The sequence below is a fragment of the Acinetobacter sp. V116_7 genome, from assembly GCF_056735735.1.
This window is the reverse complement of sequence record NZ_JBWZIF010000028.1, coordinates 297,354-318,282: the sequence shown is the minus strand read 5'-3', so window position 1 is coordinate 318,282 and position 20,929 is coordinate 297,354. Positions and strand designations below refer to the sequence as shown.

The following is a 20,929-nucleotide window of genomic DNA, read 5'->3' as shown; positions in this document are numbered from 1 at the left end:
ATATCTTTTTTTGTGATGTTGATATATCAAATTTTGTTGCGATTACAACACAAGAATTGCGCTGGTGTTTTAAAAACAACACCCCCATACATAGCACTATACAAAAACAATATAAAACAATGATTTAAAATATTTTTTAAGACCATTAATTTGGCATGAATCTCGCAATAAAACGGAATCTTAAATTTTTACTATCTTTTATGTTTAAAAATTATCCATTACTACGAAGTTTGGCTTTATATCGTTTTATGCCATTTCGTTTCTTATTGACGGCAACCTTATTTGTTATTGCGAATATAGGGTTAGCACTTCAACAGTATTCAATCGGACATGCGATTGATACCTTAAAACATAGTGAACGAGAAACCTTATTTCAGCATACTATCACTGATCCTTTAAATCCTTGGTTTTGGTTCATTTTACTTGCGAGTATTGCCAGTATTAGAGCTGTTATTCAGTATTTGGCAGGGTTAAGCGCTTTAACCATTGGCCAGCAACTACTCAGTATTTTAAGAGAAAGAATCTTTAGTCAAGTACAGCATTTAGATGTTTCATGGCACTGGAAACATGGCTTAGGAGAAGTATTATCTCGTACAACACGTGATTCAGATAAATTAAAAGAAGCACTCATCAATTTTTGGCGACAAGTGTTTGAGTCAAGCTTAGTTGTTACGGTAACCGTTGGGCTCTTGTGTTGGTATCATCCTTGGCTCGGCCTAGTTCCTTTATTATTTATTTTTTTAGGGCTTTTGGTTCTATTTAAACTGACCAATCAATTGGTGGTTCTGGACCATCAAGTTGCATCTGCATATGAAAAAGTCAGCGATACCTTGGCAGAGAGCGTGAATGGAATTCGGGTAGTCAAAGCATTTCAACTCGAAGAGAAACTTTTACAACGTTTTAACCATGCTGTAGATCTATTTATTCATCATTCTATTCAGACCATCAAAACAAGTGCGAAAAGGTTGCCTATTCCGCAAGTAATTATTGCGGGTTCTTACTTATGGGTCATTGCTTTTGGTGCTTATTTAATTGGTCAAAATCAGTTGCAAGTAGGGCAATTTGTTGCTGCCATTCTCATGGCAAATTTATTGGTGTTTCGTATTGAAAGCATTGGTCAGGTCTTACATATTTTTGCTGATGCGCGTTCGTCTGCAACAAGAATCTGGCAAATGCTAGATGAGAAGTCTGCAATTGAAGATCAACAATATCCTCTAACATTGCAATGGCGTGATGAGTTAAGCATTAAATTAGAAAATGTCAGCTTTCAGGATAAAACAACAAAAAATTTTATTTTAAAGCAATGCAGTGTTGAATTTCGAGCAAGTGAAATCGTTACTGTTGTCGGTAAGACAGGCTCAGGTAAAACAACTTTGATGAATTTACTCAACCGGTTTATTGACCCAACGGAAGGGCAAGTTTTGATTGGTTCTGAGCAAATGGGATGGACGAATGTTAAAGATTTGAGCCTATTTGAATTACGACATTTGGTTCAGATCATTCCTCAAGAAAATTTCTTTTTTAGTGGCACATTGGCAGATAACTTAAGAGTTGCTAAGCAAGATGCAACGGAGCAAGAGATGAAAGAGGCTTTACATTTAGCTTCTGCATCTGAACTATTACAAAGACTTGATCATGGCTTAGACACATTGATTGGAGACAAGGGCGTTACTTTGTCTGGAGGACAAAAACAACGACTTGCCTTGGCCCGTTCTATTTTAAAAAAATCGCCAATTTTAGCGTTAGATGATTCTACAAGTGCCTTAGATGCGACTACAGAAAAACAAGTTTTACAGCGTCTATCAGGACTTTCTGATGATGGAAACCATTTTAAGAAAACAATCATTATTAACTCTAATAAACAAACCACGATTGCTTTATCTGATCGCGTTATTGTGCTTGATCAGGGTCATATTATTGCCCAAGGCACACATGCTGAATTGGTTCAAGATTGTTTGTTTTATCGAGAGTTGATGGGTTTTCAGTTAGAGCAGCAGGAGATTGATGCATGAATACCAGTGTTAAAAATTTCCGCCCATTTACAAAATCAGCTGATCTACAAATTGAAGAAAATTTGGCAAATGCCTCAATTCATAGAGGAATGCTAAAAAAACTTATTCCTTTAATTTATCCCATCCGTTACTTGCTGCTTGCTTTAATTGCAGTAGAAATTTTACAAGTGATGAGCGTTTTTGTTCGGCCTTGGGTGGTGAAATATATTTTAGATTCGGGCTTTCAACACATTGCTGGAAAAATGGTATTGAATCAGCCTGTTTTATTCATTTCGATTAGCATTTTAACCTTAAGTTGGATTTGTCGTTTTGCTTTAGCTGGCGTATCAAAATATCTTTCAGGCCGAGCAGCTTTGAAAGTGATTAATGGTTTAAGGCGGTCGTTATTTCAGCATATCCAAAGTTTAAATATTGGTTATTTTGATCGTACCAAGGCTGGCAGGATTATTTCACGGGCTGATCGTGATGTCGAAACACTAGAGCCTGTTTTAATACAAGGACCACCAGAGTTACTTTCGGCAATTTTGCGTTGTGGATTAGCTTCAGTACTGCTTTGGCATATCTATCCACCATTTTTCTGGTGCTTATTTGCGACGCTACCCATTTTATTTGGTATGACCGCTATTTTTAAAAAGTCATCACAAAAACATTGGGGACGAGTTGCGGAGGAACGCAGTCGATTTACTGCTCATTTGGTTGAAACAGTAAATGGAGCAAAAATCATTCAGCAGTTAAATTACACTGAAACCAATCAATCCCGTTATCAGGATTTATTAAAAGATTTTAATAACTCTATTATTTATGGCAGCAAGCGGACCAGTTGGTTTGCACCCTTTACAGGACTACTTTCGACTGTAGCCACTGCCGGATTTATTGTGATTGGTAGTTATGCCTATAGTGGTGGAATGATTAGTATTGGTCAGTTCGCCGAAAGTATTTTCTATGTGTTTTTATTCTTAGCTCCCTTACAGGAACTTACTGATTTATTTGAACGTTATGCAAATGGGGCCGCATGTGCTCAACGTATATTTTTACTTTTAGATACGCAATCTAGCATTCAAGAACAACCGAATGCTGTGAAGCTTGAGCAGTTGAATGGTCATATTCGATTTCAAGGGATACATTTTGCTTATACCCATAAGCCGGTTTTACAAAATTTTAATTTGGAGATTGAAGCTGGAAAAATAATTGCGATTGTAGGGCCAACAGGACATGGCAAAAGTACGATTGTTCAGTTGTTAACGCGGTTTTATGAACCTCAACAGGGCGGAATTTTTCTAGATCGTTACCCCATCCAAAATATTCGTCTGACTAGCTTAAGACAACACGTGAGTATTGTTTTACAAGATAATGTTTTATTTAGTGGAACGATTTTAGATAACTTACGTTTAGTTCAACCTAATGCTTCAGATCAGGTGCTTATCGCGGCAATTGAAGACTTGGGGGCAAATGAAATTTTGCAACAACTTCCACAAGGGTATTTCACTGAAGTAGGAACCCTCGGTAAAAACCTCAGTCATGGGCAAAGACAGCTGGTTTGTTTGGTTCGTGCATATTTAGCAAATCCTAAAATATTAATCTTAGATGAAGCTACTTCAGCAATCGATATTTATACCGAGCAAAAAATACAATATGCACTCAGACGCTTATGCCAAAATAGAACATGTATTGTGATTGCACATCGGCTGAGTACCATTCGTGAGGCTGACAAAATTGTCGTGATCGAAAACGGTCATGTTGTAGAGCAAGGTTCACATGAACAGTTAATACAGCAACAGGCCGCATATTTTCAGTTATATCAGTCGTATCTTCAAAATCAACTGGTCTAAACATCTTCGAAATTGAAAACTGTAGTTTTATAAACATTTTTTTGAATCATTGTTTAAATTTAAACAATGATTCTTTTATTTTAATTAACTAAATTATTGATAATAAATAATTTAATTATTGGCATTGGCTTTGCTATATCGGTCTAGATCGTTAAGGAAGCTCATATGCGTACATATTTTTCTCCATTTATTATTCAGTCCTCACTTTTTGCACTGAGTGCACTTACTGCTTCAATTGCTATGGCAAACGACCAAAAGAATTTGTCAGAGAAAGAGGATGTCATCACATTACAATCTGTCGTTGTCACCGGCTCTAGACGAGCCATTAGTAGTTCGCTCGATGCACCTGCACCCGTTGATATTTTAACTGCCAAAGAGTTACAAGAGACTGGGGCAACTGATTTGGCAGCAGCATTAACACGGTTGTCTCCTTCGGTGACTTTACCCAGTTCTCCTGCGGGTGGGTTTGGAGCATCGGTTCCGCCAAGTATTGCACTTAGAGGATTATCTGCGGATCAAACTCTAATTTTAATTAATGGAAAACGTCGTCATACATCAGCATATTTCACCCGCCAAGCCTATGCAGGTGGAAGAGGCGCAGCGGTAACTGACCTAAGTTTAATTCCAGTGAGCGCGATTGAGCGTATAGAAATCTTGCGGGATGGTGCTGCGGCACAATATGGATCAGATGCAATCGCTGGTGTCGTTAATATCATTTTGAAATCACGAGATCAGGGCGGTGGAGTGAGCTATCAAACAGGTGGCTATACTCAAGGAGATGGTGAACAACATAAAGTTAATGTTTGGAAAGGTTTTGCACTCCCTAATGATGGTGCTTTGACGGTTGCATTAGATTTAGGCAAACGTGAAGCTGCAAGTAACACGGCACCTGATACGCGAACTTTTTATGATGGTTCAACCAAGGCTCAATATACAGAACAAAATACACCCTATAGAACATGGAAATTTGGCTCACCAGAACAAAAAGATCAAATCAATGTAACGGCGAATTTAGATTTACCTTTGACGGATGACGTTGCACTTTATGGTTTTAGTAGCTATGGACACCGTAAAACGATAGGGGAAAACTTTTATGAGCCGCCAACAACCAAAACAGTACTGAATCAATCCAGCTATTTTAAAGAACGTTATCCAGATGGACGCTCACCATTAAGCTTAGTCACTGTAGATGATTTTGCAACCACAGTTGGAGTTAAAAAGGGAGAGCAAGCGTCAGGTAAATATGATCTTTATGCGACCTATGGGCAAAATAAAGTGAGTACCGAACAAGGTAACGGTATTAACCCAAGTTACGGCTCAAATTCTCCTTCAAACTATGACTTGGGTGAAAATATCTTTGCGCAATTAAATACAGGGCTAGACTATAGCCGTGATATTGCAATTGACTGGTTAGCAAGCCCACTCACGTTATCTACAGGGGTTTTATATCGTTGGGAGCAATATAAGCAAAATGCAGGTGATCCAATTGCCTATACGCGCGGCCCATATTTCAATCCAAGCACAACTTTAGGTGTGGGTGTTCCGGGGATATATGCCGGAATTACAGACCAAGATGAACGAAAAATTAGCCGCGATGTTTACGGTATCTATCTAGATTTAGAAGCAGATATTATTAAAAACTTGAATGTTGGTGCCGCTGTTCGAAGTGAAAAATATTCAGACTTTGGTTCGACCACAAACGGAAAATTATTTGCTAAATATGATGTATCACCTAAATTTACGGTCCGTGGTTCAGTAAATACAGGCTATAGAGCGCCATCATTGGCACAGCAGGGCTATTCGGCTTATAGCGTACAAACAGTGCAGACCCCTTCAGGTTGGCAAGATGTTCAACAAAGAACTTTAGTTGCAGGAAGTGAGGCGGCTTTACTCATTGGTGGAACTTCTCTTAAACCTGAGAAATCGACGAATTATTCTTTAGGTTTTGTTTGGAAGCCTCTTGTTAATACATCGGCAACTTTAGACCTTTATCAAATTGATATTAAAAATCGTATTTTGCTTTCAGACAATATTACTGGAAGCGTAATTACCAATGCTTTTGCCAATACAGCGTATTCAAACATTGCCAATGTGGCGTTCTTTAATAATTTACTAGATACACGTACCCAAGGCGTAGAGCTCGCGCTTAAACATGATTTAAATCTTGAACAATATGGCAAGTTAAATCTGAACCTAGGTCTGGCATATAACAAAAATGAAATTACTGAAACTAGAGATTCTATTACCGCAAAAGGTGAGCGAATTCCTGTTTCAAGCATTGCAGGACGAAATACACAAAGCCTCATTGAGTCTGCTGCACCAAAGACAAAGCTAACACTTGGCGCACTTTGGTCAAATCAAGCATGGAGCGTGAATACAGCAATCCGCCGCTATGATAAATGGACCAATTTAAATAACACCAATACTGCACTAGACCAAACTTTTGACCCTCAGTGGATTGCAGATTTGGATATTGGCTACAAAGCGGATGCATTTGTGAAAGGTCTGAAATTCAATTTAGGCGCGATCAATTTATTTAATAGCCATCCTGATCAAGCGAAAGATTCTTCGGTCGGCAACATAGTCAAATATAGTTTTAATGCGCCGGAAGGAGCATTTGGAACATATTTATATGGCCGCGTAAGTTACGAATTTTAAATCAAAAATGATGAAACAAATTTTAAGGTAAATGACAATGCAACATACTTTTTTATCAACGTTATGCAAGTTTTCTTTAATCACAACGGTGTTAACTTCGAGTTGTTTGGCAAATGCTCAACAAGCTCCAGCTCCTGAAGATAAATATGGAGATGGCCGAGTTTCCGAGTTTTATACATGGAAATCGGCTATTCCTGAACAAGCAGGAAAACTATTAAAAACAGAAGCTATTCATAATCCTTATATTCGTTTGGCAAATGACAGTCAGGCTATCCGGATTCTCTACAGTTCTACCAGTGGTAAAGATAGCAAAACACCTATTGTGGTTTCAGGCAGTATTCACTTACCAAAAGGAACACCACCTAAAGAAGGTTGGCCAGTGGTGTTATGGGCACATGGTACTGTAGGTTTGGCCGATGCTTGTGCGCCGTCTTGGAGTGGACGATCATACCGAGATGTACAATATCTAAATCGTTGGCTTAAAGAAGGATTTGCTGTCGTTGCAACAGATTACGAAGGTTTAGGTGTTGCAGGACCGCATTTGTTAATTAATAACCCAATGCTGGCTTATAGTATTTTAGATAGTGGTAGAGCTGCTCTCAAAACCAAGTTACCACTTGCTAATAAGTTTGTGATTGTTGGTCAATCTCAAGGAGGCGCTGGGGCTGTTGCGGCTTCTTCCTATTCGGCAACCTACGCACCTGACTTAAATATTAAAGGTTCAATTGGTACAGGCGTGATTTATCAAGATCCTGAAGCGACGCCTGAAAAAAATCAGTTGAAGTTAAATCCTTACGAAGTCAGCCCATCACTGGCTTATGGCATCTATAGTTTCTTAGTGACACAAAGTTTATATCCAGAAATTAAAACAGAAGATATTTTCACGCCTGAAGCTGCTTCTTTAGTTGAACAAGCAAGAAATGCTTGCTTAACAAGTTTTATGGGGGATATTCAGACCGCAGGGCTTTCGCCAGCACAAGCATATAAACCTAATCCACCTGCAAGCTATAAAAAGCTCCAAGAGAAACAGTCAAATAATTATGGTTATTATCCTACATTAAAAATCAGTCATCCATTATTTATTGGAACAGGGGCAAATGACCGAACACCAGATGCTCGTTCTCAAATGAAGCTGGTAGCAGATGCTTGTAAAGCAGGTACAGTGGTCGAAGGTCATTTGTATCATGGCTTAGGACATAGCGAAACTGTGAATGCCTCATTAAAAGATTCAGTTCCGTTTGCTAAAAAGGTGATTGCGGGAGAGAAAATTCAGGCTATTTGTAAACCTGATTTGCAATAAAAGTTGGAATAAAGATTTTCTCACTGAAGAAAATCTTTATTAAAAAAAAGCCGCTCTTCAAACATATTGAATGAGCGGCTTTTTACTTCAAATGTTTAAGCGATTTGTTTTAATCTTTTGGCTGCCTCTTCACGTACAGCGGGGATAATATAACGACCATAATCGACCGTATCATAAATAGGATCGTAGCCACGATTTAAAAAAGTCGTAACCCCTAAATCTACATAGTCGAGTAATGCCGCAATAATGGTGTCTGGCGTACCAACTAGGGCAGTCGTATCGCCATAAGCCCCGACAGCAGTTGCGGTTGGCATCCATAATGCTCGGTCATGTCGATCACCTTGCTGGGCTGCTGCTAATAAGCGCTGTGAACCAATGCCTTTGATTTTATGTCCCGATAATGTGCCGTTATTTTGAAAAGTAGGATTATTTTGAATGTCTGCAAGAATCTGTTCTGCTCGTTGCCAAGCAAGTTCTTCGGTTGCACCAATAATAAGACGTACAGATAGACTAACAGGAGGCTGCGGTTTATTGGCTTTTTCTGCTGCGAGCTTCAATTTAGTAATTTGTTCTTTTACTCCAGCCAGTGGCTCACCCCATAGTGAATACAGGTCTGCATGCCGGACTGCAATATCATAAGCAATATCAGATGAGCCACCGAATGAAATCGGGATTGTACCGTTGACTGGCTTTAACGGGCAAAAAGCATTATCTAACTTAAAGTATTTACCTTCATAGCTAATCGGTTGATCGCTTTTCCAAAGTTTCTGGATGATATCTAGATATTCACCCGTCCGTTCATAGCGCTGAACTTTATCAACAATATAATCGCCCTCTTGAGGCTCCGCTGTAATTCCCGTAATTGCATGTAACCGAATTCTTCCACCACCTGTAGTATGGTCAAGCGTAGCAAAAGAACGCGCAGCAAGATTTGGAGTGAGGAGTGCAGGACGATGGGCAATCATAAACCCGAGTTGCTCAGTATGCTGTGCCAGATAAGCTGCGATTTGCGCGCTATCTGGACTGCTTGGCCCGCTAGCAATTAAGACTTTATCAAAACCCGCATATTCATGTGCCCGTGCATGGTAACGTAGATATTCGAGGTCAATTTTATGACCAATTCGCGTTCCTTTGGTTTCAGACCATTGGTTAGGGAAAACCATACCTACAAATTCGATGCTCATTATTAAACCTATTTTGTGGATTTTAAATGAATGAGCAAAATAAATGCCAAGCTTTAAGCCTATATAAATCAAATATAGAAGTGGCTTATAATTATTTGAGTGTTTGGATTTAATCAAAAAGATAACATTGTGTTTGAGAAGCAACATATCATAAAAAAAGAATTGTGTTGATTTTTAATTTATAAGAGAAAATATTCTTAGAATAAAATAGGTGAATTTTGGATTAAATATCTTTATTTATTATTTATTAAAAAACACCCTGAAATGTAATATAGCCTTTTAGAATGCTTATATCATAAGTTTTATGGGGCAATTATGAAGACCTTTTTAGATAATGATTATAAAGTAATTACTTTGCCTGATAATGGTGTTCCTGTAAAACCAATAAGAGCAAAAGCGATTATCTTTTCAGATCAAAACTCCCGTAAATTATTAAATCAAGTGGAAACGATTGCTCCAAGCTCTGCCAGCGTCATCATTCAAGGTGAATCTGGAACAGGTAAAGAGTTAATTGCACGTGAAATTCATTTGAAAAGTGATCGTAAAAATAAGCCTTTTCTTGCAGTCAATTGTGGTGCTTTAGTCGAGACACTTGCTGAGTCTGAACTGTTTGGCTATGAAGCTGGGGCTTTTACGGGTGCAAATAAAACACGAGCTGGTATTTTTGAAACGGCGGATGGTGGCACTTTATTTTTAGATGAAGTGGGTGAGTTACCACTATCTTTACAAGTTAAGCTGTTAAGGGTATTGCAAGAAAAAGAAGTGGTACGTGTGGGTGGTCGAAAACCGATCCCAATTAATGTCCGTATTTTGTCGGGAACACATGTCGATTTACGTAAAGCTGTAGCAGAAAACAAGTTTCGTTTAGATTTATATTATCGTTTGAACGTGGTTGTGCTTAATATTTTGCCACTGCGTGAACGTAAAGGAGATATTTTACCTTTGGTTGATTTCTTCTTAAGTTCATACTCTCAGAAGCTCATTACCACTAAACCCAATATTAGTGATAGAGCAAGAAATGCGCTGCTGAATTATAGCTGGCCAGGCAACATTCGTGAGCTAGAAAACAATATTCACTATGCTTTGCTGGTGAGTGGCGGTAAAACAATTGATCTTGAGCACTTAAGATTTTCTGAGGAAACGGGTTCCGCCGTGTTACCCGATAATGATCTTATTCAAGAGTTTGAGAATATCTTAAAGCGTCTGTTTCAGGAGTATGATGGGGAAGCATGGCATATTATTGAAGATAAAATTGTAAATACTGCATTTTCAAGTTGCTGGAATAATCAGGTCAAGACTGCAAAAATGTTAGGTCTATCTCGTAATGTTTTGCGTAATCTTTTATCAAGATATAACTTACTGCCTAATAAGAATGAAAATGAAATCGCTTAAGGGTTTTACATAGTAAAAACATCCATTTTTTAATGGATGTTTTTTTGCGTTGTGAATTTTGTGACCCATAAACCCAATTCAAATAACAGCCACATAGGGACTGCAAGAGCAAGCATGCTAAAAACATCAGGAGGGGTAATAAACATTGCAATAAAAAAGAAGAATACAATGATGTGTTTGCGATGTGCTTCTAGCTGTTGAATAGAAATAAGACCAATGAAAATAAGAATATAAGTTAAAACTGGAATTTGAAATGCTAGACCAAAAGCCAGAAAAAGCTTTAAACAAAAATCCAGATAGCTATTGATATCCGTCATGGGTAACACATTATCAGGTGATGCCAAGACGAAAAACTTTAAAGCGAGAGGCAAAATTAAAGTATAGGCAAACACAATTCCTAAATAAAATAGAAGGTTACTTGAAAGTACAAGTGCTATACCGAACCTTTTTTCTTTTTGATAAAGAGCTGGAGCAACAAATTGCCAAAATTGATAAAGAATAAAGGGAATACTTAATAAAATCGCAAAATAAATATTGAGCTTAAAAGGTGCTAAAAATGTACTCATCACATCTGTTGCAATCATGGTGGAGTTGCTAGGAAGCAATGAAATTAAAGGGTGAGCAAGAAAATGGTAGTTCTTCTGAGCAAGCGGTAATAACAGTAAAAAAATCGCTAAAACTGCACCAATGCTATAGATCAGCCGTTTTCTTAATTCTTTTAAATGTTCGCTATATTTCATTTCAGTGAGGCTTTCACTGACAATATGTTCCGTCATGCGGCTTGATCCTCACTGAATTTATTGGCTGTTTTAAAATGAGCTAAAAATGGTGTCTTTAACTCATCTTGTGAACGGGTATAGATATAGTCATTGATGCGCCGTGCTTTGGTTTTTTGTTCAATAGAAACAGATATTTGTACATTTTCAATTTCTTGTTGCATGAGAGCGAGTTGTTGTTTGAGCTGCTCTTCATTTTGTTTTATTTTTTGCAGCTCTTCTTGCATGACTCTCTTAAGTTCGATCAGGTCAAGTTCGTTTTCAATATCATTTTGAATTTTACTAATTTGGTTTTTAACTGCTCTGTATTTTAGGAGGACTGATCTTAACGTGTGAGGAAGTTTTTCAGGTCCTAAAATAATAAGCGCAATAATTGCAAAAGCTAATAACTCTCCAAAACTGATATTAAACATAATAATAAATCACTCATATTTTATTTTGTTTTTCATTATGTGATTCAACTGGACTAATATCTTTGTATTGCTGGTTTTGCAATAATTTCTGATCATCAGAATTAACTGAATCTTTAAAGTCTTTAATTGCACCACCTAAGTCCTTACCTAGATTTTTTAACTTTGAAGTTCCAAATAATAAAATAACAATCACTGCAAACAGCAAAATATGCCAAATAGATAAACCCATTTTCTCTATCCTATATTAATTAAATGTAAAGAATATTAATATCACGATATTATCTATTTTCTAAATAATATTAATATCGATCAATATTCAAATTAATTATGCTGTGTGATCTAGCATATTAAGTGCCTGATTACGGAAACCAAATAAAAGTTCACTTTCTTTATGTCGAGGATGTGTCAACGGAACTTGAATAATTTCTTTAATTTTTCCTGGTCGGGCTGACATCACAATGACACGGTCTCCGAGATAGACAGCCTCTTCAATGTCATGAGTCACTAAAATCATGGTGATTTTTTCGTGTTGCCAGATACGCTGAAGTTCAGCTTGTAAGTGACTCCGTGTGATGGCATCTAAAGCACCAAAAGGCTCATCCAAAAGTAAAATATCGGGTTTATTGACGAGTCCACGGGCAATTGCAACACGTTGTGCCATGCCACCCGAAAGCTCATGTGGATACGCCTTTTCAAAACCCTTCAGCCCGACAATTTCTATATGTTCATTTACCCGTAAATTTCTCTCTTCACGGGTGAGTGGAGTCTCTTCAAGTGCTAAATGGATATTTTCAAAAACAGTAAGCCATGGAAGTAATCGGTGTTCTTGAAAGATAAGGCCTCGTTTTAAATCTGTACCTTTTATCTGAATTTGATTCAGTAAAATTTCACCGTCATAGTCTTGATCTAATCCAGCAATGAGGCGTAGTAGTGTTGATTTTCCACAGCCACTACTACCAACAATCGAGATAAATTCGCCTTGCTCAATGTTGAGATTAATACCATCTAAAACGGTCAAAGTATTTTGATCACGCTGAAAAGATTTATTGAGTTTTTTAATTGAAAGTAGAGAGAAAGACATATTAATTCCCGATGTTATTTTTTAAATTAAAGATTAGGCACGCCATTGCAGTAAGCGCTTTGAAGTAAGATGAATACTTGCAGTCATGAAAGCTCCACACAGGGTCACCGTGATCGCGCAAACCAACAAAATATCCATTTCGGCATTAATCTCGGCTTTCATCATTAAGTTGCCGAGTCCGGCACCGGCATTGAATAGCAACTCACTTGCTGTCGTGGTGATCCAAGTAAATGGCACGGCTAAATTTAAACCAGTTAAAATATGGGGTAGGGCTTGCGGGAGACGTATTTTTTTAAATTTGCGCCAGAATGAAAATTGATAAATACGTGCGATCTCATCATATTTTGCATCATTGTGGCTAAGTCCCTGAAATGTATTAATCACTAATGGAAAAAACGAGGCAAGCGCGATAATAAAGATTTTTGCTTCTTCTCCATTACCAAACCATAAGGCAATTAAGGGTGTTAAGCCCAGTAACGGTACTTGTCGAATACTATTAAATAGTGGCGAAACGAGAGCATTTAAGACCTTAGAATAGGCAAGCAAATTACCTAAAATTAATCCGCTTATCGAACCTAAGATGAAACCTATTCCAGCTTTTTTAAGACTTCCCCACGTGTTTAGCCACAATTCACCTGTTTCAAGCAATTTAATAAATGCGGAATAAATGTTTTGTAAGGGAACAAATGCATAGGCATGGCTTTCACCTAAGCTTGAGTTGTATTGCCATAAACCTAATAACAATAATGGCAGTACCAAGCCTTGTACTAAAATAATTGGCCGTTGCCATGTCTGTTTTAAAGTAAATGAACGCTGAGACATTATTTACCCCTCGAACTGAGTGCAGGTGAGATAAAGCGTTGTTCCACTAAACGTAAAACTTTATCTAAACAAAACCCGACCACGCCTGTGATAAACACACCAACCATCACAACATCTAAGCGCAACATTTGACGTCCTAGTTCCATCATTTGCCCAATACCCGTTCCAGCTGCAAGTAGTTCAACGGCAACTAAAATCAACCATGCACGACCAAGTGCAATTCGTAGCCCACCAATTAACGGCGGGAGTATGGATGGAAGAACAATAAGCCTGAGCCAAGCACGTGTTTTAAGCTGGTAGATTTGTCCTAGTTCAATATATTTTTTGGGAATATTTTTGACTGCATCGGCCGTTGCTAACGCTATTGGAAAAAAACAGGCCTTTATAATCAGTAAAATTTTAAATAATTCACCAATCCCAAAAACTAAAATAAAAATAGGAATAAGGACAAAGATTGGAATTTGATAAAGAACGTTGAATAAAATATAGGTGTAATTACGGAACGTTGTGTTTGCTCCATAGGCAATACCAAAAGCAATTGCACTGATTGCTGCAATAGAAAACCCCAAAAACAAACGTGAAAGACTATCTTTGAGATGCATTTGAAGCTCACCGCTTTGTAACAACGCAATGAAAGTATTCCAGACAGTTTTAGGCGGCACCAAAATTTGGGTTGGAAAAATCTGTAAAGAACTAATCAAATGCCAAATGAGTAATACTAATAAGGGTGAAATCACAGAGAGCAGCCCATACACCTTTTTAGAAGAAAATTTCTTACGGAGTGGGGTTTTAAATAAAACGTTATTTTGCTCAATAAGTGGCTTTACTAGTATTTTCATTGTCTAGTTTCCCTGCTTATTTGAGGCATGATTCGCCTGTAAATTTTGAATCGCTTGACGGGTAAACTTCGGATTCAACAGTTCATCTGCTTTGATTGGGGTTTGAATAAGCTGATTTTTCACTGCGTGATTAATGACTTTTGAATAATGCTGTTTAAGAAAATCGACTTGATAGTTAGGTGACCAGTCTTGTTGCCATGTGCTTGCCGTGTTCTGGCTTTCACGTTGAATCACACTAAGCGGTTGACCAAACTTAGTTTGACTTTGCTGAAACTCATCTTGATGGTGGGCAATCCAGTCCATTGCACGTACTGTCGCATCAGCAAGTAATTGTGTGGTATCTGGATGTTGGTCAATGTAGCTTTTGCTACCCCAGAGTTCGGCACGCATTTTCCAGTCCGCTGGCAAAGATTGTGACGACCAAATGATTTTACCCAGATGGCGATCTTGCAAAGTAAGCGCATCGCTTAAGGTAAAAAAGGCATCTACACTTTTAGCAGATAAAGCAGCGGCCCCAGCTTGCGGGTTTAAATTCACAATTTGAAAGTCTTTTAAGCTTAATCCTTTACTTTGTATGAGTTGTCCAAAGTTAATTTCCCACGGACGGCCACGATGTAATGCAATTTTTTTACCTTTTAATTCCTCAATAGATTTAATAGGTGAATTTTCTGGAACAATAAGGTAGACGTTATTACCGATACCTCCAGGTACAACAATTTGCGTTTTAACGCCTGTTGCATTGAGCACTACAGCGGGAAGGTTTCCATAAAAAGCAAAATCAATTTTATTATTTATAAAACTTTCATTGACCAGAGTCGCTACAGCAGCAGTCGTCACTGGTTCCCACTTTAATTCAATATTATTTTGCTTTAATGCTTTTAGAAAAATTTGATCTTGTGAAATAAGTTGTGGCACACCAATGAAATCTAAGCTACCTGAAGTGCCATTGGCAACGACAGCAATTCGGAGTTGTTGCTGTTCAGACTGTTTTGGGGTGTTCTCTTCTGTTTTTTGTGCACCACAAGCAACAAGACCCAAAAAACTAAAACCTAAAACTAGACGTGGAAAAATACGCATATCATCATAAGAATTAAAAAATATATGAGTATTGAGCAAGAACCAAGCCAATAAAATTATATTAAACAAATCAATTAATTATAATTTTTTAGAATTATTATTGAGGTTAAATGCCGCCGTTGTGTTGTGATTGGGACACTCTTTAGCGTTTAACTGTTGAAATATCAACACAGCCTTTAAACTCGATTTTTTAATATTCATATAAAACAGTAGTATAGCTAAAAATTAATTTAAAAAAATATCGGCATGATTTCTGCTCATAAGACTTTTAACGAATTAAATATCGTCAAATCTTTAAATTATCGAGATTCATTATGTCAGTTGAGTTTTTATGGAGAATCCCTGTTCATGGGGATGGTCGTCGAGCACATCAATTACACACACGCGGTGAATGGAATCAATTAACTCCAACAGTCCAATCTCCACAACGTGTTGCACCGCAACATGAAGATCAGTTATTTGCTTACTATGACTATGTCGAGCAAGTGGCGAAAGCAGCCGATATTGTTGGTTTTCATGGTGCACTCATTCCAGCTTTTCCACATACTGAAGAACCATGGGTGTTAGCGTCTGCACTGGCAAGAGAAACTAAAAGACTTCGTTTGCTCATCGCAATTCAGCCTTGGTTTATTCATCCTGCTTATGCAAGTCAAATGGCTGCAAGTTTGCAGCGTTTAAGTCAGGGACGAGTAGAGTGGAATGTGATTTCAGGGGGAGGCGGTGCACAGCAACGCGCATATGGGGACTTTATTGAACATGATCAACGTTATGCACGGACCAATGAATTTTTAGAATTTGTGAAAGGTTATTCGCACCATGTACCTTTCAATTACGATGGAAAGTTTTTCCATGTTGAACAAGGTGGCCTGAAATACCCAATGAATCAATATGACGTTCCACGCTTATGGTTAGCAGGTGCAAGCAATGCAGCTTTACAAGTCGCAGGACGTCACGCAGATATCCATTTAACTTGGGGCGAACCTGTAGACCAACAGAAGAAAGTGATCGAGCAGGCTCAAAATTTCTTTGAGCAGAATTCGCCAGAAAGAAAAGTTAAATTTGGCATGCGTATTGATATTTTAGCGCGACCAACCCAAGAACAAGCCTTCCAAGAGCTTAAACAAATGTATGAAACCATTACTGTCGATAGCAATGCTTTTGAACGAAAAGACACTGAATCTGTAGGAGCAAAGCGCCAGCAAGCCTTAGCACAAGGCAACCGTTTTGAAGACCTATTTATGAGTCCGAATGTGTGGGCGGGAATGTCAAATGTACGAGGTGGCCCAAACTGTATTTTAGTGGGGAGTTATGAGCAAGTCGCAGAACGTTTGCAAGAATATATTGATATTGGGGTGGGACATTTTATTTTAGCAAGTAACCCGCATTTAGAAGAAGCATATCGAGTGGCTGAAGAAGTCTTACCCTTAGTAGGATATAAATTAAAATAATAAACTTAGATCCCTTTGCGATATCAAAGGGATCTTGTTGTTTGAACAGCATAACACTGTCTGAAAACCAACATCTTTTGTATCAATTATTTAAAAAATACAAATTAAATTAATAAAAAATAATAACTTATAGTTTTGGCATGGCTTGTGCAATTTACGACTTAATCTTTTATTTTTAGTTTAAATTTTTATGCGTGATCAAATCTTTAATCCCCATAAGCGGGCTTTGCTCTTTGAGCAATTTGCGACAGTTGCAGCCACAACTGAAATTGCAGATCCGTTTGCACGGCATGATCAAGATGTTATTCAACCTGCTTCAGTGAAGTTGAATAAAGTCTTAATCGCAATTATTGCTGTTGCTTCAGCACATCTTGGAATTTGGTATGTCGCAAAACAATTGCCGACACCAGCTTTAGATATTCATAAACCAGAACCTGTGGTGATTGAAATCGTAAAACCGGTTGAACCACCTAAAGTGATTGAACCCAAAATTCCACCCATTACTGAAAAACCAAAAGTTCCACCTGTGGTGGAAAAACCCAAGCCAATTCCTAAACAAGTTGAACAACCCAAACCTGTCCAAAAAAGTGTGGAGCAACCTAAGCCAGTTGCAAAAGCGGTGGCTGAACCAACTCCACAAAAAGTTGCAGAACCTGTGGTCACAAAAGAAGTAGTCACAGAACCGGTTAAAAAAGTGGCTGAGCCTGTAAAAGCGTCAGATGACAATTTACCTGTGACTGAAGCCAAAGGTTATGCCGGATATCTCAGTAACCCTGCACCTGAATATCCTGAACAAGCTTTAGAACGTGGTTGGGAAGGCTCAGTCATTTTACGGGTCAAAGTATTAGTAAATGGCAGCCCAGATACAGTCAGTGTCAAGCAAAGTAGTGGCAAAAAACTTCTAGACAGTGCTGCCGTAAGAACAGTAAAGCAATGGAAATTTTCACCTGCGCTAAAAGGGAAAACCCCTGTAGAAGGCTGGGTCGATGTTCCAATTCATTATCAATTACCGAAATAAAATTTAAATTAAGAGGATATTTTCATGTCAGATATTAATTCATTGATCCATGACGGCACGATCTGGTTACTAGTTGCTTTCTCAATTGTGACTTGGGTGTTGATTGTAGTTAAAGTCATCCAGACGCAGCGAGCGACAAAACAAAGTAAGCTTTTTGTAGAAGAGTTTTGGAAAGCAAAAAACTTATCAGATGCAGTAACTAAGTCTGAACTCGGTGAAGGTCCAGCAGCACGAGTGGCTAACACAGGTTTTCAGACTTTAATTGAAGCAGATGAAAAGACGCATCAAGACTTACAAAATAGTTGGAGTCGTCAGGACTTATTAGAGCGCCATTTAAGTAAACAAGTTCTAACTGAGCGCCGCCAATTAGAAAAAGGTTCGGCTTTACTGGCTTCTATTGGAAATAACGCCCCATTCATTGGTCTGTTCGGTACAGTATTTGGGATTATCCATGCGTTACAAGCGATTGCTCATTCAGGTAATGCAAGCATGGATGTCGTGGCTGGACCAATTGGAGAAGCGCTGGTTGCAACGGGTATTGGTATTGCAGTTGCTGTACCTGCGGTGCTTGCCTATAACTACTTTGTGCGTAAAGTAAAAACAATTGGCGCAGATCTTGATGATTTTGCAACGGACTTCGTGAGCCTGAATCAAAAAGCAGGATTCCAACTACCAACTGCAAAAAAGGGTACGACTGGTAATACGGCGCTTAAAGATAATTCTGCTAAAGAAGTGAAAGAGAAAGGAGTGTTTGCATAATGGCAATTTCTACCTCTCAAGAAGACGATGTCGTCAGTGAAATTAATATTACGCCGTTAGTCGATGTCATGTTGGTCTTACTCATCGTATTCATTGTGACAGCTCCTTTGTTAACAAATACGGTGAAAGTAAACTTACCAAAAGCGGCTCCAACTCAATCGACAGACCAAAACAAAGCTGTAGTGATTAGTGTAAATCCACAAGGTGAAATATTCCTTGATAAAGATAAGGTGACACTTGCGAACTTTGAACAAGAAATAAAGTCACGCAAAAGCAGTAACCCTAAATTAGCATTAAATTTAAATGCTGATGAGACTGTACCGTATGGAACAGTTGCAAAATTATTGGCAAGTATTGAACGTGTAGGTGTAGATAAACTCTCTGTGATTACAGTGCCTAAATAATTAGGCCTCCATAAAAAAAAGCTGCTCCGGCAGCTTTTTTTATATTGTGAGTACAGATGAGTATTAAGCTTTCCAGAGTTTTTCAAAGCGCCATGTCGGAAAAATCGTATGTTCAGGAGCTAAACCACCAATATTTTTAGCTGCTGCATCAATCGTATGGCTAAACCCCCAAATGAGCATTCCACCACGTTCATGTTGAATTTTTTGTGCTTGCGCTAAATGGATTTTGCGTTTGGCTAAATCAGGCTCTGCCAGGGCTTTAAAAAATAATTCACTATATTCAGGGTCTTTAAAATTCACACGATTAGTCGTGGAAATTGGGGCATCGTTAACAACGGCAGTCGATAAATAGGGCGTGCCGACATTGGTCGCATTACTCGATAGCTGCCACTTACTGCGGTCAGGGCCATTAAATGTTGCAAAATCCACTTGTTTAACTCGAATATTCACATTGGCTTGTTTCGCTTGCTCGGCAAAAATTAATGCAGGTTGAGCGCTACTTACTGGGGTAACAAGCTCTACACTCAAACCATCTTTAAAACCTGCTTGGGCTAATAGATTTTTTGCCTCGGCAATATTTTGTTGGCGCTGCGGCAAATTGAGAAAAGCAGGGTCTTGCGGCGAATAAAGATCGTTGGCGATTCGACCTTGTCCATTTAAGCCTCGCTGTACCAACTCCTCTCGGTTTGCAATCAAACGAAATGCCTGACGCACTCTAGGGTCATTAAACGGCGCTTGTTGAGTATTAAAGTCAAAACTATTATGCGTATTGGTCGCAGAGCGTATGGTTTGAATGTGTTTTGCTTGCTCCAAAATTTTAATATATTCGGGCGAAATCGCATTTGCTACATCAATTTGTCCAGCCAATAAAGCATTTAATCGAGAGACCTGATCTTTAAAATCAATCACTTCAAAACTATCTGCATAAGGTTTGTCTGCTTTAAAGTAGTTATTAAAACGGGTAAAAACAGAACGCTGCCCCGGAATAAACTCTTTGACTTTATATGGACCAGCTCCGACTGGATTATGAATAGGGTCGAAGTCAGTCGGTACAATTCCTCCAAAGTTTACCCAAGTTTCAGGCAGTGCAACAAAACCGGGAATCGTACTAATAAAAGGAATACGAACAGTATATTCATCTAGTTTTTGAATACGATCTCGGTCAATCCACTGCACCAGATTACGAAATGGTGAAGCGAGTTTAGGGTCTGTTAGGCGTTTCACTGAAAAGATCACATCATCAGCAGTAATGGTTTTACCGTGATGAAATTCTAAGCCTTTGCGTAAACGGATGGTCCATTCGCTTGCATTGTGATTAGGTTCTGCAAACTCCGCTAAAGCAAGTCGGGGAAGCATATTTTCATCCCATTCCCATAACTTATTATAAATAGCGAAACCTCGTGTAATACCACTTCCCGATGCTGACAGATGAGGATCTAGACTGCCTGATTGTTGTCCTCCAATTAGACCCAAGCGTATAACACCTCCATGCTTTGGCGTTGCTGAAGAGGTAGTTTTTGATTCGTTACTATTATCTGGAGAGGGGCCACAACCTGATAAACTGCCCAACAAAGAGACGCCACCTAGCGCCGTGAGACTTTGTGTTAAAAATTTTCGACGTGATAACTGAAATGTTTGATTTGTCATTATAAATACCTGATTAGACCTTCATCCTCTAAGGTATTGCAGAATAAATGCCAATATTTTTATATAATTTTAATATATTTATCAAATACTTATATAATTATTGTTTTTGGTGAGTGTCTCTATTTCAACAGCTTTGTTGAAAAAATAAACATGAATAGAACTGATAAGTAAACAATGAGAAATTAAAAACAAATAAATCAAATGGTTAGAGCAAATTATTTGGTGATTCAATGGTTGGCATAGGCTTTGCGTAACGCATTGTAAATTTAC

The 20,929-nt window shown here is 38.2% G+C and carries 18 protein-coding genes; 9 read left to right on the top strand and 9 right to left on the bottom strand.

What is annotated here, in order from left to right:
* Window positions 1-200 precede the first annotated feature (200 nt).
* The 4 genes from AC1PJP_RS15480 to AC1PJP_RS15465 all read left to right on the top strand — a co-directional run bounded on the left by AC1PJP_RS15480 (window position 201) and on the right by AC1PJP_RS15465 (window position 7,799).
* Window positions 201-2,012 carry an ABC transporter ATP-binding protein gene (locus tag AC1PJP_RS15480; RefSeq protein WP_479767583.1) on the top strand — a complete coding sequence of 604 codons (1,812 nt, stop codon included), beginning with the start codon at window positions 201-203 and terminating at the stop codon, window positions 2,010-2,012.
* Window positions 2,009-3,841 (top strand): ABC transporter ATP-binding protein, encoded by a 1,833-nt coding sequence (locus AC1PJP_RS15475; RefSeq protein WP_479767581.1) that lies wholly within the window; start codon window positions 2,009-2,011, stop codon window positions 3,839-3,841. The genes AC1PJP_RS15480 and AC1PJP_RS15475 overlap by 4 nt, the downstream gene beginning before the upstream one ends.
* Before the next feature lie 165 nt (window positions 3,842-4,006).
* Entirely contained in the window at window positions 4,007-6,499 is a 2,493-nt protein-coding gene (locus AC1PJP_RS15470; RefSeq protein WP_479767580.1) for a TonB-dependent receptor plug domain-containing protein, read from the top strand.
* 37 nt (window positions 6,500-6,536) lie between these two features.
* Window positions 6,537-7,799, top strand: coding sequence for a lipase family protein (locus AC1PJP_RS15465; RefSeq protein WP_227556141.1), 1,263 nt, complete (start codon window positions 6,537-6,539; stop codon window positions 7,797-7,799).
* Window positions 7,800-7,894: 95 nt separating this feature from the next.
* On the opposite strand, the gene AC1PJP_RS15460 is transcribed toward AC1PJP_RS15465, so the two are convergent.
* Window positions 7,895-8,983 carry an LLM class flavin-dependent oxidoreductase gene (locus tag AC1PJP_RS15460; protein WP_479767578.1) on the bottom strand — a complete coding sequence of 363 codons (1,089 nt, stop codon included), beginning with the start codon at window positions 8,981-8,983 and terminating at the stop codon, window positions 7,895-7,897.
* Window positions 8,984-9,298: 315 nt separating this feature from the next.
* On the opposite strand from AC1PJP_RS15460, the gene AC1PJP_RS15455 reads away from it, so the two are divergent.
* Window positions 9,299-10,375: a sigma-54 interaction domain-containing protein gene (locus AC1PJP_RS15455; protein ID WP_017390729.1), complete on the top strand. Its 1,077-nt coding sequence runs from the start codon at window positions 9,299-9,301 to the stop codon at window positions 10,373-10,375.
* Between the two features lie 29 nt (window positions 10,376-10,404).
* On the opposite strand, the gene tatC is transcribed toward AC1PJP_RS15455, so the two are convergent.
* The 7 genes from tatC to AC1PJP_RS15420 all read right to left on the bottom strand — a co-directional run bounded on the left by tatC (window position 10,405) and on the right by AC1PJP_RS15420 (window position 15,383).
* The gene (tatC, locus tag AC1PJP_RS15450; protein ID WP_045432324.1) at window positions 10,405-11,151 is read right to left on the bottom strand and encodes a twin-arginine translocase subunit TatC; all 747 of its coding nucleotides are present in this window, start codon (window positions 11,149-11,151) and stop codon (window positions 10,405-10,407) included.
* Window positions 11,148-11,564, bottom strand: coding sequence for a Sec-independent protein translocase protein TatB (gene tatB, locus AC1PJP_RS15445; protein ID WP_479767575.1), 417 nt, complete (start codon window positions 11,562-11,564; stop codon window positions 11,148-11,150). Before tatB ends, tatC begins: the two co-directional genes overlap by 4 nt.
* 13 nt (window positions 11,565-11,577) lie before the next feature.
* Window positions 11,578-11,793, bottom strand: a complete 216-nt coding sequence (locus tag AC1PJP_RS15440; protein ID WP_005040670.1) for a Sec-independent protein translocase subunit TatA — start codon at window positions 11,791-11,793, stop codon at window positions 11,578-11,580.
* A gap of 96 nt (window positions 11,794-11,889) precedes the next feature.
* Window positions 11,890-12,645: an ABC transporter ATP-binding protein gene (locus tag AC1PJP_RS15435; protein ID WP_479767573.1), complete on the bottom strand. Its 756-nt coding sequence runs from the start codon at window positions 12,643-12,645 to the stop codon at window positions 11,890-11,892.
* Between the two features lie 33 nt (window positions 12,646-12,678).
* Complete coding sequence (locus AC1PJP_RS15430) at window positions 12,679-13,467, bottom strand: ABC transporter permease (protein WP_479767571.1); 789 nt, start codon at window positions 13,465-13,467, stop codon at window positions 12,679-12,681.
* On the bottom strand, window positions 13,467-14,306 hold the full coding sequence (locus AC1PJP_RS15425; protein ID WP_479767569.1) for an ABC transporter permease: 840 nt from the start codon (window positions 14,304-14,306) through the stop codon (window positions 13,467-13,469). Before AC1PJP_RS15425 ends, AC1PJP_RS15430 begins: the two co-directional genes overlap by 1 nt.
* Window positions 14,307-14,309: 3 nt before the next feature.
* Window positions 14,310-15,383, bottom strand: a complete 1,074-nt coding sequence (locus AC1PJP_RS15420) for an ABC transporter substrate-binding protein (RefSeq protein WP_336029356.1) — start codon at window positions 15,381-15,383, stop codon at window positions 14,310-14,312.
* A 314-nt stretch (window positions 15,384-15,697) separates the two neighbouring features.
* On the opposite strand from AC1PJP_RS15420, the gene AC1PJP_RS15415 reads away from it, so the two are divergent.
* The 4 genes from AC1PJP_RS15415 (at window position 15,698) to AC1PJP_RS15400 (ending at window position 19,012) form a co-directional block, all read left to right on the top strand.
* On the top strand, window positions 15,698-16,831 hold the full coding sequence (locus AC1PJP_RS15415) for an LLM class flavin-dependent oxidoreductase (protein ID WP_479767567.1): 1,134 nt from the start codon (window positions 15,698-15,700) through the stop codon (window positions 16,829-16,831).
* Window positions 16,832-17,021: 190 nt separating this feature from the next.
* Complete coding sequence (locus tag AC1PJP_RS15410) at window positions 17,022-17,849, top strand: energy transducer TonB (protein ID WP_479767565.1); 828 nt, start codon at window positions 17,022-17,024, stop codon at window positions 17,847-17,849.
* Between the two features lie 24 nt (window positions 17,850-17,873).
* Entirely contained in the window at window positions 17,874-18,608 is a 735-nt protein-coding gene (locus AC1PJP_RS15405) for a MotA/TolQ/ExbB proton channel family protein (protein WP_005305309.1), read from the top strand.
* On the top strand, window positions 18,608-19,012 hold the full coding sequence (locus AC1PJP_RS15400) for an ExbD/TolR family protein (protein WP_001018517.1): 405 nt from the start codon (window positions 18,608-18,610) through the stop codon (window positions 19,010-19,012). Before AC1PJP_RS15405 ends, AC1PJP_RS15400 begins: the two co-directional genes overlap by 1 nt.
* A 63-nt stretch (window positions 19,013-19,075) precedes the next feature.
* Here the strand turns inward: AC1PJP_RS15400 and AC1PJP_RS15395 are convergent, their stop codons facing one another.
* Window positions 19,076-20,659, bottom strand: coding sequence for an ABC transporter substrate-binding protein (locus AC1PJP_RS15395; protein ID WP_049064044.1), 1,584 nt, complete (start codon window positions 20,657-20,659; stop codon window positions 19,076-19,078).
* Between the last annotated feature and the right edge of the window lie 270 nt (window positions 20,660-20,929).

What these genes read in the sequence shown, in the direction of transcription:
- AC1PJP_RS15480 (WP_479767583.1), top strand. Translation starts at nt 201, where the DNA reads ATGTTTAAAAATTATCCATTACTACGAAGTTTGGCTTTATATCGTTTT.
- AC1PJP_RS15475 (WP_479767581.1), top strand. Translation starts at nt 2,009, where the DNA reads ATGAATACCAGTGTTAAAAATTTCCGCCCATTTACAAAATCAGCTGAT.
- AC1PJP_RS15470 (WP_479767580.1), top strand. Translation starts at nt 4,007, where the DNA reads ATGCGTACATATTTTTCTCCATTTATTATTCAGTCCTCACTTTTTGCA.
- AC1PJP_RS15465 (WP_227556141.1), top strand. Translation starts at nt 6,537, where the DNA reads ATGCAACATACTTTTTTATCAACGTTATGCAAGTTTTCTTTAATCACA.
- AC1PJP_RS15460 (WP_479767578.1), bottom strand. Translation starts at nt 8,983, where the DNA reads ATGAGCATCGAATTTGTAGGTATGGTTTTCCCTAACCAATGGTCTGAA.
- AC1PJP_RS15455 (WP_017390729.1), top strand. Translation starts at nt 9,299, where the DNA reads ATGAAGACCTTTTTAGATAATGATTATAAAGTAATTACTTTGCCTGAT.
- tatC (WP_045432324.1), bottom strand. Translation starts at nt 11,151, where the DNA reads ATGACGGAACATATTGTCAGTGAAAGCCTCACTGAAATGAAATATAGC.
- tatB (WP_479767575.1), bottom strand. Translation starts at nt 11,564, where the DNA reads ATGTTTAATATCAGTTTTGGAGAGTTATTAGCTTTTGCAATTATTGCG.
- AC1PJP_RS15440 (WP_005040670.1), bottom strand. Translation starts at nt 11,793, where the DNA reads ATGGGTTTATCTATTTGGCATATTTTGCTGTTTGCAGTGATTGTTATT.
- AC1PJP_RS15435 (WP_479767573.1), bottom strand. Translation starts at nt 12,645, where the DNA reads ATGTCTTTCTCTCTACTTTCAATTAAAAAACTCAATAAATCTTTTCAG.
- AC1PJP_RS15430 (WP_479767571.1), bottom strand. Translation starts at nt 13,467, where the DNA reads ATGTCTCAGCGTTCATTTACTTTAAAACAGACATGGCAACGGCCAATT.
- AC1PJP_RS15425 (WP_479767569.1), bottom strand. Translation starts at nt 14,306, where the DNA reads ATGAAAATACTAGTAAAGCCACTTATTGAGCAAAATAACGTTTTATTT.
- AC1PJP_RS15420 (WP_336029356.1), bottom strand. Translation starts at nt 15,383, where the DNA reads ATGCGTATTTTTCCACGTCTAGTTTTAGGTTTTAGTTTTTTGGGTCTT.
- AC1PJP_RS15415 (WP_479767567.1), top strand. Translation starts at nt 15,698, where the DNA reads ATGTCAGTTGAGTTTTTATGGAGAATCCCTGTTCATGGGGATGGTCGT.
- AC1PJP_RS15410 (WP_479767565.1), top strand. Translation starts at nt 17,022, where the DNA reads ATGCGTGATCAAATCTTTAATCCCCATAAGCGGGCTTTGCTCTTTGAG.
- AC1PJP_RS15405 (WP_005305309.1), top strand. Translation starts at nt 17,874, where the DNA reads ATGTCAGATATTAATTCATTGATCCATGACGGCACGATCTGGTTACTA.
- AC1PJP_RS15400 (WP_001018517.1), top strand. Translation starts at nt 18,608, where the DNA reads ATGGCAATTTCTACCTCTCAAGAAGACGATGTCGTCAGTGAAATTAAT.
- AC1PJP_RS15395 (WP_049064044.1), bottom strand. Translation starts at nt 20,659, where the DNA reads ATGACAAATCAAACATTTCAGTTATCACGTCGAAAATTTTTAACACAA.